A 12,668-nucleotide genomic window follows, 5' to 3' on the forward strand; every position below is an offset into this window, starting at 1 on the left:
AATTATTGAATGACTAAATTGTTAAAGCAAATTGCCTAATGGGAAAGTTTATTGGTTAATTGTTTAACTGATGAGCAATTTCAGACTCATGACTTAATATTGTTCTTTCTCATTCGGAAAATCATTTCCCTTTACATCGCGGATATAAGATTGCGCTGCGCCCAAAATTTCGTCGTAAAGGTTAATGTACTGGCGTAAAAAGCGTGGCTTAAACCCTTTGGTTAAACCGATCATATCATTTACCACCAACACCTGGCCATCGCATGCCTGACCCGCGCCAATACCAATGGTTGGAATATGTAAACTTTCTGTAACTTCTTTACCTAAAGAAGCCGGGATTTTCTCCAATACAATTGCAAAACAACCTGCTGCCTGTAAAGCCAGAACATCAGATTTTAACTTATTTGCTTCTTCTTCTTCTTTTGCACGAACGGTATAGGTTCCGAATTTATAAATAGATTGAGGGGTTAAACCTAAGTGCCCCATTACAGGTATACCTGCAGTAATGATGCGCTGAACCGACTCGATAATTTCTTCGCCACCTTCTAATTTAACACCATGTGCACCCGATTCTTTCATGATCCTGATTGCTGAGTTCAAAGCTTCCTTTGAATTTCCCTGATAAGAACCAAAAGGCAGATCGACTACCACAAAAGCACGTTTAACCGCTCTGATTACAGATGCAGCATGGTAAATCATCTGATCAAGGGTAATAGGCAAAGTCGTTTCGTGACCAGCCATTACATTAGAAGCAGAATCGCCAACCAATAAAACGTCTAAACCTGCATCATCCAAAATGGTTGCCATTGAATAATCGTAGGCCGTTAGCATTGATATTTTTTCACCACGTTGTTTCATTTCCTGTAAAATGTGCGTAGTGATGCGTTTAATTTCTTTATGTACCGACATGGGATTTGTTTTGTGTTGCCAAAAGTATTGTTTTTTCTTTAAAAAGGTATAAGGTAAAAGGTTTAAGGATTAGGGTGTGACATTCTATACCTTATACCCTACACCTTCAACCTTTACACCTTTTATTTGATTTTTCTCTTTACATTCCCAATCTTAAACCCTATCTTTGTACCCCGAAATGGAAGGGATATATTCATCTTTTTTTGCACCCTGCAAATACGGCTTTAATGCCGAAAGCCATTCTTTTTTCAACTCTTTTTTAAATCAAAATCCATATTGTAATTACCATGACTAACTACACCAAGTTACCTGCGATTTTATTACTGGCCGATGGCACAGTTTTTTACGGCAAAGCGGCCGGAAAAATTGGAACCACTACTGGCGAAATTTGTTTTAATACCGGGATGACAGGTTACCAGGAAATTTTTACCGATCCAAGTTATTTTGGACAGATAATGGTTACTACCAACGCCCATATTGGGAACTACGGTATCCACAAAGATGAAATCGAATCAGGTTCGATCAAAATTGCCGGTTTAGTGTGTAAAAATTACAACATCGTTTATAGCCGTAAAGAAGCAACAGAATCTATCCAGGATTATTTCCAAAATGATAATTTAGTTGCCATTTCGGATATCGACACCCGCGCATTAGTTCGCCACATCAGGGATAAAGGCGCCATGAATGCCATTATTTCTTCAGAAATCACTGATTTAGAAGAATTGAAACAAAAACTGGCTGAAGTACCTTCAATGGAAGGCTTAGAACTTTCATCAAAAGTAAGTACAACAGAACCTTATTTCTATGGCAATCCTGAAGCGAGTTTAAAAGTAGCTGCTTTAGATTTAGGCATCAAGAAAAATATTTTGCGCAGTTTTGAAAACCGCGATATCTATGTTCAGGTTTTCCCGGCTAAAACTCCTTTTGCCGAAATGGAAAAATTCAGTCCGGATGGTTATTTTATTTCAAACGGCCCTGGCGATCCATCGGTAATGCCTTATGCGGTAGAAACCATTAAAGATATATTAGCAGAAGACAAACCATTGTTCGGTATCTGTTTAGGTCACCAGTTATTGGCCGAAGCAAACGGTATCGGCACCATGAAAATGTTCAATGGTCACCGCGGATTAAACCACCCGGTTAAAAACATCATTAAAAATCACTGTGAAGTTACTTCACAGAACCACGGTTTTGGTGTAATTCCTGATGAGGTGAGAAACTCTGATAAAGTAGAAATTACGCACGTTAACCTGAACGATAAATCAATCGAAGGTATCCGTGTTAAAGGCAAAAAAGCATTCTCGGTTCAATACCACCCTGAGTCTTCTCCAGGCCCACACGATTCACGTTACTTATTCGACGATTTTGTTGAAGTAATGAAAGGCGAGTTAGTTTGGTAGATTTGAGGTAGAAGGCCGGAAGGCAGAAGGTTTAGGGTGAAAGACTAAAGCTTAAAGACGAAGTCAGGTTGAGCTAGAAGGTTTGGGGCGAAAGCTTAAAAACCAATGACCAATGTACTAATGACCAATAAACAGTAAAAACGATCTGCGGATTTGCGGCAAAAATAAGCTGCTGATCCGCAGATTTCTTTTTTCAAACTATTTCGCCTGCTCAAAACATCATTTTACCGACATTTTCGGCAATACCTGTTAAAATTCATTTTCAATTCATTTAAAGCTCCTTACATTCGCAATATGGAAACAAAGAAAGCCATTATCAGCGTTAAAGACCTGGTAAAAAAGTACGATGATTTTGTGGCCGTTCAGGGCTTAAGTTTTGAAGTTTACGAAAACGAGATTTTTGGTTTGCTTGGCCCAAATGGCGCCGGAAAAACCACCACACTCGAAATTATTGAAACTTTAAGAGATAAAACTTCAGGAGAAATTATTGTTGATGGCTTTTCGGTTGACAAACAGGCACACAGCATTAAACAGATTATCGGCGTGCAGTTACAAGCCGCTGGTTATTATCCAAATCTTAACCTGGTAGAACTGATCGAACTTTTTGCAGGTTTATATGGTGCCAACATCAAACCCATGGAAATGCTTGAAAAAGTAAATCTTCAGGACAAGGCCAAAGCAAAATACAAAGCACTTTCGGGCGGACAAAAACAGCGTTTTTCCATCGCTACCACCCTGATTAACCAACCCAAAATCATTTTTCTTGATGAACCTACTACAGGTTTGGATCCTCAGGCCCGTAGAAATCTTTGGGACCTGATTACCGAAATCCGTGATGCAGGTACAACCGTGGTGATTACCACTCATTATATGGACGAGGCTGAACAGCTCTGCGATCGCGTTGCTTTTGTAGAGCGCGGGCAGATCATCGCTTTGGATACTCCGGATAACCTGATTGATAAATTGGTAAGCAGTGGTTTTGAACGTAAAAAAGAAGTTAAAAAGGCTAATCTGGAAGATGTTTTCATTAACCTTACAGGCCAGGAATGGCGTGAATAGTTTAAATTTCAAGATCTTTTGAAAAGCAAGTACAGCATTCCAATTAATGTTACTCCCGCTTTTCGTTGCAATCTTTTTGCAAATATTCATCAAGTAGTTAAAAGATACTCGGCAAAAAGGATTTACACTTCAATCGGGTTTAAAAACATGAAACAGTGCAACTATTAATCAAAATAGTAAATGAAAAAATATAACAACCTTACAGCAACCCTAGCCCTTGCCAAAGCGAGTTTCCGGTCGATTATGCGAAGTCCTTCGGCAGTGGTTTTCACCCTTGCTTTCCCTTTGATATTTATCTTGGTTTTTGGCTTTTTGGGCGGCGGTGGAACACATATTGATGTGGGAGTAACACCTGGCTCAGATGTAAATAACCCGGTAATGGGTATGCTTGAAAAAACAGGTATGATCCGCCTGGTTAAAAATAAATCAAAAGCCGATTTTGATAAACTGTTAGAAAAAGGCAATGTTGATGCAATGATTGATGTACACAGAAAAGTAAATTCTGCTGCTTATTCGGTTAATGTTGTATATACCTCGGCATCAAGAGATAAAGGCGGCATTTTAAAATCAGTTTTAAACAACGTATTTTATGATAAAACCTTAAAGCCAACCGTAGCAGAAATAAAAGAAAGTACTATAACTGGTCGTGAATATAAAACCATCGATTTTATCCTTCCAGGACAATTGGGTTTTTCATTGCTGAGCACAGGCGTTTTCGGAACAGCATTTGTTTTCTTAAGTCTGCGCCAAACTTTGGTAATTAAACGCTTTTTCGCTACACCCGTTAGGCGATCGAGTATTGTAATAGGCGAATGCCTTGCCCGTATTGGTTTTGCTTTAATAGGTGCTTTATTCATCATTTTAATCGGCCACTTCTTTTTTGGCTTTACACTCGTCCACGGGGCGCTCACGGTCGTCAATATGCTTATACTGGCCACAATGGGTATTATCGTTTTTATGGGCTTTGGCTTTATTATCTCGGGCATTGCCAAAAACGAGAGCATGGTACCTCCAATATCCAATATTGTAACTTTACCACAGTTTTTACTTTCGGGCACATTCTTTTCAATAGAGGCTTTTCCAAGCTGGTTACAACCGATAAGCAGGGCCTTGCCCCTTACCTATTTAAACGATGCCATGCGCAAAGTAGCTTTCGAAGGTGTAGGCTTATGGGATGTTAAATTCCAGATTATGATCCTTTTACTTTGGGGATTAGGCATTTATGCTGTAGCCGTGAAGGTATTTAAGTGGGAATAACCAACATGATAAAAGAGAATTTAAAAGATAACTGATTGGTTATCTTTTTTTTTTAGAGAAGATTTTTAATATCGGATAGTATTACTTTTATATTTAACCGATAATTAGTACATTTGGGTATGTGGGATTTTGATTTAGGGGATTTAGAAGAACTACAACAACAAATAGATAGGTTGTACGATAAAAAGGCCAAATTGGAAAATTCGAGGCCCTTACACAATAGCGCCCTACACCGCATCAAAGAAGGCCTTACCCTCGAGTGGACTTACAATTCCAACAGTATAGAAGGAAACACCCTAAGCCTAAAGGAAACCCAGATGGTTTTACAGGAAGGCATGACGGTTAAAGGCAAATCGTTACGGGAGCATTTCGAAGCCTACAATCACGAAAAAGCAATCGATTACCTGTACACATTAATAAATAAAAACTACATATTAAGAAGCATTGATATCTTATCATTACACGGTTTGGTACTCCGGAGCATTGAAGATGATTACGCGGGCCGTTTAAGAAACGGTGGCGTACGTATTGTTGGCGCAAATTTTACGCCTCCTAATGCCAATAAGGTTTCTGATCTATTAGATCAGCTGATCACTTTTATTAACGATAATCCACTAAGGTTAAATGATATTGTATTGTCTACTATTTTCCACCATAAACTGGTTTGGATCCATCCTTTTTTTGATGGTAATGGCCGTACAGTCAGGTTGGCCATGAACCTACTGCTCATGCGGAAAGGCTTCCCTCCTGCTATTATCCTCAAAAATGACAGAAAGAAATACTACGAAGCACTTAACCAGGCCAATAAGGGTAAATACCATAAACTCTGTTTATTAATGCTGCAAGCTCTGGAGCGCTCGTTAAACATCTATATTAACGCATTACCTAACAATACTTACGGCGATTATGAACCAATCTCTCATATTGTTTCAGAACCCGATGTTCCTTATGGGCAGGAGTATGTGAGTTTATTGGCAAGGCAGGGCAAAATAGACGCCTACAAAGAAGGCAGGGATTGGCTTACTACAAAATCTGCAGTACAAAGCTACATTAAAACACGTAAGAGGAAACGTTAACCTTTTTTAACTTTTTGACGGTTAACAATGACGTAATTTTACGGAAAAATATTTAATGAAAAAATTGATCACCTTTTGCAGTATTTTATTGTTTGCCCTTACCTCAAAAGCGCAGTTTAAATTCCTCGCCAATAATAGCTCTAATCTATATAAGGCTAAAATTTTTGTCGATAAGTGCGAAAGCGGAACTTGCGATGGTAAAGCCACAATCATGATTTACGATAAGGCGACAGACCGTGAAATCGATACTTTTCATTCAGACGGTCTGGAGTTTGGCTTAACGGAAACACAAAATGCAAAACTGGGCTGGCTTGAATTAGGCAAATACCAAACGCCTTTAATTTTCGGTGATTTTAATTTCGACGGTCTTGAAGATCTTGCGATCAGAAATGGCAACAAAGGTGCTTATTCGAGCCCATCTTATGATATCTATCTGGCAGCAGCAGATAACAAGTTTCTAATAAACAACGAACTGACTAAACTTGCCAGCGAAAACTTAGGAATGTTTGACGTAGATAAAAAATTAAAGCAGGTATCAATCCACCAAAAGGACGGATGCTGTTTTGATAAGACGATAAACTATAAATTTGACCCTAAAAAAGGGCTTTACGAGGATTCATCTGTAATTGAAGATTCGAGCATTGCCGACTATGTTACCGTAATTACCCAAAAACTGGTTGATGGCAAAATGAAAAGAACCGTTCAAAAATTTAAGATGAAAGATTATTATAATCAATAGCCGAGGTTAATAATATGCGTGATAGTCATTTTGAGCGAAGTGCAACGCAGCCGAGAAATCTATTAAGAGCACTTTTGATTTAGATCTCTCCATTTCGCTGCGCTTCAGTCGAGATGACGAATTTTTATTTAAAGCGCTGCTTTTACCAAAAATGGCAATATCTCTTTCTGAAAGCTTACGAAGTTTTTACGCACATCTGAATCGCTTACCGAAGTAAATGCAAATGAAAATACGATGCTTTTACTGGCTTTAAGTAAAAATGCCAATCCTTCCCTTCTGGCCGGATTGTTCTTAAAGTTATCCAATTGCAGGTAAGCAGCCAATAACAAAGCCTCAAGCTGATCAGATAAGTGTTTCAAAAACTCCTGCGAGTTTGCATTTTCGCGCACAAAATCCCAGCCGATAAATTCGTTACAGGCCGTAAATGATAAACGGCTGGTTTTCATCACCAGGGCTTTTAAATGCTCTTCTTCTGAAGCGTAACTTACCTTATTGTTTAAAATCTCATGCAGGTTCTGATCCAGATAATCCATCAGGATACTATCCAATACCTGCTCTTTACTTTCAAAATATTTATAAATCGTTGCTTTGGCAATGCGGGCCTTTTTTGCAATTTCGTTTACGCTGGTTTTATGATAACCGTATTTTCTAAATAATTCTTTGGCAGCCTTTTTTACTGTTTCTTTTATTTTTTCAGCTTCCATTTTAATTGCTTACGTGTAATAATGTATTGCCCTGTAACGAAATATTATATGCCCTTAAGCTTTTTTCGGCAGGTGCTTTTTGTGGACTACCATCAAGTAGCGAAAATTTCGCACCAGAGCAGGGATCGGTTGCGGTTACGCCGCTATCGTCAGGTGCTACTTTGCAAATCTTCTCAGGATTTACGGTACTGCAACGATCAAAAGCCGCAAAAGTACCAAGTGGTGTTTTAACAATCAGTAATCCACCAACGCCAATGTTAGGCACCACCAGCACATTATTTACGGCTTTAATACTAAACTCGGTTAAAGTAACATTATAGTTTACCGGCACATCCGGGATGTAACCTTCATCTTTACCGCAGCCTGTGCTTAGTACCAGAACAAATAATATGCTGTATAAATATTTCATCATTAAATTAAAGCTGATTTAAATTGCTTTAAGAAACGTGCATCATTCTCAGAAAATAAACGCAAATCCTTAATTTCATATTTAAGGTTTGTAATACGCTCAATCCCCATTCCGAAAGCAAAACCACTATATTTTTTAGCATCGATGCCACAGTTTTCCAAAACATTTGGATCTACCATACCACAGCCCAAAATTTCTACCCAACCACTATATTTGCAGAACTGGCATCCGGCACCTTTACAAATGGTACAAGAAATATCCATCTCTGCCGATGGTTCTGTAAAAGGGAAATATGAAGGACGGAAACGCACCTTGGTACCTTCTCCATATAACTCCTGTACAAAGTAGAACAAGGTTTGTTTTAAATCGGCGAATGAAACGTTTTCATCCACATATAAACCTTCTACCTGGTGGAAAAAGCAATGTGCCCTTGCCGAAATGGCTTCGTTACGGTAAACACGGCCTGGCATAATCGCCCTGAATGGCGGTTGACCCTGCTCCATCATACGCACTTGTACCGATGAAGTATGGGTACGTAAAGCAATATCACCTTTCTCGCCCCCTTTTTTAATGAAGAAGGTATCTTGCATGTCTCTTGCAGGATGTTCTTCCGGGAAGTTCAATGCAGAGAAGTTATGCCAGTCATCTTCAATTTCAGGTCCTTCTGCTACGGTAAAACCAAGTTTGGCAAAAATCTCCACAATTTCCCTGCGTACTAAAGCTAAAGGATGGCGTGAACCAATTTCAAAACCCTCGCCTGGTAAAGTTAAATCCAGTTCTGAATTTTCACTTTTGGTATCAATGCTTTCGGTTGATTCTTTTAAAGTCAGGTATTTTGATTCGGCAAGTTGTTTAAACTCGTTTAAAACCTTGCCTAACGACCTTTTTTCTTCAACAGAAACAGATTTGAATTCGTCGAAAATCTCTTTTATGATGCCTTTACTTCCTAAATATTTAATACGGAATTGCTCTAACTCGTCTGCTTTTTCAGTTACGAAAGCATTAATTTTTTCGGTATATTGTGTTATTTTGTCCTGTAACATGGCTCCAAATATACAGCAAATTATCTAATAATTTTAAGGTAAGCGGGTTCAAATAATCTGTTTACAATATCATTATAAAAGAAAATGAACCCATAAAGCACAAAAGCCGCTTAAAGCGGCTTTTGCAATTAAAGCAGATCTATAAGTTTTAAATTACGCCCAATTCTTTACCTACTTTGGTAAATGCCGCAATTGCTTTATCTAAGTGATGTTGCTCGTGCCCGGCTGATAACTGTACACGGATCCTTGCTTTGCCCTGTGGAACTACCGGATAAAAGAAACCGATTACGTAAATGCCTTCTTCCAACATTTTCGCAGCAAATTGCTGGGCAATTTTAGCATCATATAACATTACCGGAACAATTGGGTGGAAACCTGGTTTAATATCAAAACCTGCCTCCGTCATCTTCTCACGGAAATATTTAGTATTACTTTCTAATTTATCTCTTAATGCGGTAGTTTCGCTCAACATATCCAATACTGCAATTGACGCACCTGCAATAGCCGGAGCTAAAGTATTAGAGAATAAATATGGACGTGAACGCTGACGTAACATATCGACAATTTCTTTCTTTCCAGAAGTAAAACCGCCAGATGCACCACCTAAAGCTTTACCTAAAGTACCTGTGATAATATCAATACGATCCATTACATTAAAATGCTCGTGTGTGCCGCGACCGTTTTTACCAATAAAACCTGTGCAATGTGATTCATCGATCATAATCAAGGCTTCATATTTATCAGCCAGGTCAGCAATTTTATCTAATGGAGCAACAGACCCATCCATAGAGAAAGCACCATCGGTAACAATAATTCTATGTCTGCAGTCTTTGGCAGCAATCAGCTGTTTTTCCAGATCCTCCATATCCGCATTTTTATAACGGAAACGTTGTGCTTTACACAAACGCACCCCATCAATAATAGATGCATGGTTTAACTCATCAGAAATAATCGCATCTTCAGCATTAAACAATGGTTCAAAAACACCTCCATTGGCATCAAATGCAGCTGCATATAAAATGGTATCCTCAGTACCTAAAAATTTAGAAATTTTCGCTTCTAATTCTTTGTGTACATCTTGCGTACCACAGATAAACCGCACTGAAGACATTCCATAGCCATGATCGTCAATTGCTTTTTTAGCTGCTTCAATCACTTTTGGGTGAGAAGAGAGACCTAAATAATTATTTGCACAGAAGTTGATTACCTCAGCACCACCGCTCACTTTAATGTCGGCACCCTGCGGTGTTATAATGATCCTTTCGCGTTTAAATAATCCAGCGTTTTCGATTTCTTCAAGTTCTTTTTGAAGAACTGGTTGTAATGTTTTGTACATGGCCTTTTTATATGGTTGATTTTACGCTCAAAGTTATAAAAAAAAGTCTTTTTCGACCTAAAATGGCAATTTTAACAACATATTTACCAGACAAACGTTTGATTGATCTGGTAATGGTTATGATGGTTTTTATTTTTTCAAAAAACGATTGCCTTTATTAATTTTTTTTCGTCCTTAACAAACTTTAACACCTGCCTGTGTGTATAGTGTTAAAAGTTATTCGATATTTATAGCTTACTAATCTAACGTATGATAAGAATTTGCGCACTCCTATTTTTTTGCGGCATCACCAATTTTGTATTTGCACAACATTTTACAGTTACCGGCATAGTTAAAGATACAAACGGACAACCGGTTCCATTTGCATCAGTTTATTTAAAAAGCACTACTACAGGAACCTCTGCAAATGTTGACGGAAAATATTCCATCAAGCTAAAAAGCGGTGAGCATACCTTAAGTTTCAGGGCTGTAGGTTATAAACAGCAAGAGAATATTGTAAATGCATCAGCAGATATTACGCTTAATGTAACGCTAACGGCAGAAAGTTATACTTTAGAAAACGTAAACATCAGGGCAAATGCCGAAGATCCGGCTTATGCCATTATCCGTAAGGCCATTAAACAAAGAAAAACCCACTTAGATGAGGTTAAGGCTTTTAGTTGCGATGTTTATATTAAAGGCGTACAGCGTTTAAGGGGCGCACCTAAAAAGTTTTTTGGGCGGGATATCCAGAAAGTTTTAGAACTCGACACCAACCGTAAAGGCATTATTTATTTATCAGAATCGCAGAGCAAGTTTAATTTCAGAAGGCCTAATGATGTGCATGAAGAAATGATTTCATCAAAAGTTGCGGGCAGAAACAATGCTTTCAGTTTCAATAAAGCATCTGACCTGATTATCAATTTCTATGATAACTATCTGCTCGAAAACAAATTAAGTGCAAGAGGTTTTATTTCTCCAATTGCAGATAATGCCCTTTTTTATTATAAATACAAGTTACTTGGCGAAAGCAAAGAAAACGGAGAAATTATCCATAAGATAGAGGTAATCCCACGTCGTGAGAATGACCCGGTTTTTAGGGGGATTATTTACATCGTTGATGATAGCTGGAGAATTTACAATACCGATGTATACCTTACTAAAAACTCAGGCATCAATTTTATCGATACCTTAAACATCAGTCAACAATTTACAAAAGTGAATGAGGTGTATATGCCTACTTCTATTAATTTTCAGTTTGCAGGCAATGTACTGGGCTTTAAAATTGCCGGTTATTTTGTAGGTATTTACAGCAATTACAACCTCGACCCTAAGTTTCCGAATAACTTTTTCAACGGCGAAATTTTAAAAGTAACCGAAATGGTGAACAAGAAAGATTCTGTTTATTGGAAAAACAACAGGCCTATCCCCTTAACGGAAGATGAAAAAATCAACTACGTTAAAAAAGATAGTGTTGCAAAGTTAAAAGAATCCAAAAAATACCTCGATTCGTTAGAAAAAGACAATAACAAGTTCGGGATAGGCAAATTGTTATTACACGGTTACAGCATTAACGATAGATATGATAAAGAATATTGGTCGTTCGACCCTGTACTTAGGGCTATATTTTATAACACAGTGGAAGGCTTTGCCATTAAATACGGTGTTACTTACAGAAAGGAATTTGAAAACAGAAGATCTTATTCTATCCGCCCTGAACTGCGGTATGGTTTTGCCAACCAAAAACTTACCGGAAGCTTAACCGGAAGCTATTATTACAACCCACTTAAACGGGCCAGTGTAGGTGCATCATTCGGAAACGGAATCTTCGACCTGAACAACCTCGGCTCAATGACAACCCTGGGTAACTCAATCAACTCCCTGCTCTATGAGAAAAACTTCGCTAAGTTTTATGAGAAGAGTTTTGTTAACATCAATACCACCCGCGAGCTGGCTTCAGGATTACAGGGAAGTGTAAGCGTAGAGTATAGCAGAAACAAAACGTTGACTAATAACTCTACGTTTAAAATTATCGATGCCAAGGACAGGGAATTTACTTCAAACAATCCTTTCAGCCCGGCTGTAGAAACACCGCTTTTCCCCACCTATAATTCTTTAAGTGCAACAGCAAGTGTAACCTATACTTTCGGACAGAAATACATTACCCGTCCGGACGGCAAATTTTACACAGAATCAAAATTCCCTAAAATTACGGTATTATATAAAAAAGGATTTAATGGTGTATTAAACAGTGATGTTGATTATGATTTTGTAAAGCTTGAGGTTTCTCAGGACAGAATTGGATTAGGGTTATGGGGTTATACGTCATTTTTGGCAGGTGTAGGCAAGTTCCTGAACAACAAAAATATGTATTACCCTGATTTCAAACATTTTGCAGGTAATATTTCGACCATCTTCCCTCCTAATTTAAGGAAGTTTCAATATTTAGACTTTTATCAGTTTAGTACCAACCAGCAATATTTCGAAGCCCATTTAGAGCATAATTTTGCCGGTTTCTTTATGAACAAGATCCCTTTACTGCGTAAAGCTAAACTCGAAGAATTTATCGGTGGCGGTTATTTATCTTCACCTGAAAAAAGAAATTACAAAGAATTTTACTTTGGTATCCAACGCCTTGTATTAAGGGCCAGTTACGGTTTCGCTTATGATGGTGCCACCAAGTTAACGCAAGGATTTAGGATATCGTACGGTTTCTAGGATGGAAGATGTTTGATGTAAGATGGCTAGCATTACATT

11 protein-coding genes are annotated in these 12,668 nt (G+C 38.1%); 6 read left to right on the forward strand and 5 right to left on the reverse strand.

What is annotated here, in order from left to right; all coding sequences use genetic code 11:
* Nucleotides 1–93 precede the first annotated feature (93 nt).
* A complete protein-coding gene (gene panB, locus H9L23_RS16485; protein ID WP_187591425.1) occupies nucleotides 94–909 on the reverse strand; it encodes a 3-methyl-2-oxobutanoate hydroxymethyltransferase in 816 nt (271 codons plus the stop codon).
* 287 nt (nucleotides 910–1,196) lie between these two features.
* Here panB and carA point away from each other — a divergent pair, with 287 nt between their 5' ends.
* The 5 genes from carA to H9L23_RS16510 all read left to right on the forward strand — a co-directional run bounded on the left by carA (nucleotide 1,197) and on the right by H9L23_RS16510 (nucleotide 6,440).
* Entirely contained in the window at nucleotides 1,197–2,309 is a 1,113-nt protein-coding gene (carA, locus tag H9L23_RS16490; RefSeq protein WP_187591426.1) for a glutamine-hydrolyzing carbamoyl-phosphate synthase small subunit, read from the forward strand.
* 294 nt (nucleotides 2,310–2,603) lie between these two features.
* Nucleotides 2,604–3,368 (forward strand): ABC transporter ATP-binding protein, encoded by a 765-nt coding sequence (locus H9L23_RS16495; protein WP_187591427.1) that lies wholly within the window; start codon nucleotides 2,604–2,606, stop codon nucleotides 3,366–3,368.
* Between the two features lie 180 nt (nucleotides 3,369–3,548).
* On the forward strand, nucleotides 3,549–4,625 hold the full coding sequence (locus H9L23_RS16500; RefSeq protein ID WP_187591428.1) for an ABC transporter permease: 1,077 nt from the start codon (nucleotides 3,549–3,551) through the stop codon (nucleotides 4,623–4,625).
* Nucleotides 4,626–4,744: 119 nt separating this feature from the next.
* Complete coding sequence (locus tag H9L23_RS16505; protein ID WP_187591429.1) at nucleotides 4,745–5,701, forward strand: Fic family protein; 957 nt, start codon at nucleotides 4,745–4,747, stop codon at nucleotides 5,699–5,701.
* Nucleotides 5,702–5,756: 55 nt separating this feature from the next.
* Nucleotides 5,757–6,440 (forward strand): XAC2610-related protein, encoded by a 684-nt coding sequence (locus H9L23_RS16510; RefSeq protein WP_187591430.1) that lies wholly within the window; start codon nucleotides 5,757–5,759, stop codon nucleotides 6,438–6,440.
* Between the two features lie 128 nt (nucleotides 6,441–6,568).
* On the opposite strand, the gene H9L23_RS16515 is transcribed toward H9L23_RS16510, so the two are convergent.
* The 4 genes from H9L23_RS16515 to kbl all read right to left on the reverse strand — a co-directional run bounded on the left by H9L23_RS16515 (nucleotide 6,569) and on the right by kbl (nucleotide 9,932).
* A complete protein-coding gene (locus tag H9L23_RS16515; protein WP_025145723.1) occupies nucleotides 6,569–7,144 on the reverse strand; it encodes a TetR/AcrR family transcriptional regulator in 576 nt (191 codons plus the stop codon).
* 1 nt (nucleotide 7,145) lies between these two features.
* Nucleotides 7,146–7,556: a Rieske (2Fe-2S) protein gene (locus tag H9L23_RS16520; protein ID WP_246474718.1), complete on the reverse strand. Its 411-nt coding sequence runs from the start codon at nucleotides 7,554–7,556 to the stop codon at nucleotides 7,146–7,148.
* Nucleotides 7,556–8,596, reverse strand: coding sequence for a phenylalanine--tRNA ligase subunit alpha (pheS, locus tag H9L23_RS16525; protein WP_187591431.1), 1,041 nt, complete (start codon nucleotides 8,594–8,596; stop codon nucleotides 7,556–7,558). Before pheS ends, H9L23_RS16520 begins: the two co-directional genes overlap by 1 nt.
* Before the next feature lie 148 nt (nucleotides 8,597–8,744).
* Entirely contained in the window at nucleotides 8,745–9,932 is a 1,188-nt protein-coding gene (gene kbl, locus H9L23_RS16530) for a glycine C-acetyltransferase (protein WP_187591432.1), read from the reverse strand.
* 249 nt (nucleotides 9,933–10,181) lie between these two features.
* On the opposite strand from kbl, the gene H9L23_RS16535 reads away from it, so the two are divergent.
* Nucleotides 10,182–12,629 (forward strand): DUF5686 and carboxypeptidase regulatory-like domain-containing protein, encoded by a 2,448-nt coding sequence (locus H9L23_RS16535; protein WP_187591433.1) that lies wholly within the window; start codon nucleotides 10,182–10,184, stop codon nucleotides 12,627–12,629.
* Nucleotides 12,630–12,668: the final 39 nt, after the last annotated feature.

The sequence above is a fragment of the Pedobacter roseus genome, from assembly GCF_014395225.1.
GTDB lineage: Bacteria > Bacteroidota > Bacteroidia > Sphingobacteriales > Sphingobacteriaceae > Pedobacter > Pedobacter roseus.

Excerpts from the sequence above, each read along its gene's own strand:
- H9L23_RS16515 (WP_025145723.1), bottom strand. The coding sequence starts at position 7,144 with ATGGAAGCTGAAAAAATAAAAGAAACAGTAAAAAAGGCTGCCAAAGAA.
- H9L23_RS16500 (WP_187591428.1), top strand. The coding sequence starts at position 3,549 with ATGAAAAAATATAACAACCTTACAGCAACCCTAGCCCTTGCCAAAGCG.
- H9L23_RS16520 (WP_246474718.1), bottom strand. The coding sequence starts at position 7,556 with ATGATGAAATATTTATACAGCATATTATTTGTTCTGGTACTAAGCACA.
- H9L23_RS16510 (WP_187591430.1), top strand. The coding sequence starts at position 5,757 with ATGAAAAAATTGATCACCTTTTGCAGTATTTTATTGTTTGCCCTTACC.
- carA (WP_187591426.1), top strand. The coding sequence starts at position 1,197 with ATGACTAACTACACCAAGTTACCTGCGATTTTATTACTGGCCGATGGC.
- kbl (WP_187591432.1), bottom strand. The coding sequence starts at position 9,932 with ATGTACAAAACATTACAACCAGTTCTTCAAAAAGAACTTGAAGAAATC.
- pheS (WP_187591431.1), bottom strand. The coding sequence starts at position 8,596 with ATGTTACAGGACAAAATAACACAATATACCGAAAAAATTAATGCTTTC.
- panB (WP_187591425.1), bottom strand. The coding sequence starts at position 909 with ATGTCGGTACATAAAGAAATTAAACGCATCACTACGCACATTTTACAG.
- H9L23_RS16535 (WP_187591433.1), top strand. The coding sequence starts at position 10,182 with ATGATAAGAATTTGCGCACTCCTATTTTTTTGCGGCATCACCAATTTT.
- H9L23_RS16505 (WP_187591429.1), top strand. The coding sequence starts at position 4,745 with ATGTGGGATTTTGATTTAGGGGATTTAGAAGAACTACAACAACAAATA.
- H9L23_RS16495 (WP_187591427.1), top strand. The coding sequence starts at position 2,604 with ATGGAAACAAAGAAAGCCATTATCAGCGTTAAAGACCTGGTAAAAAAG.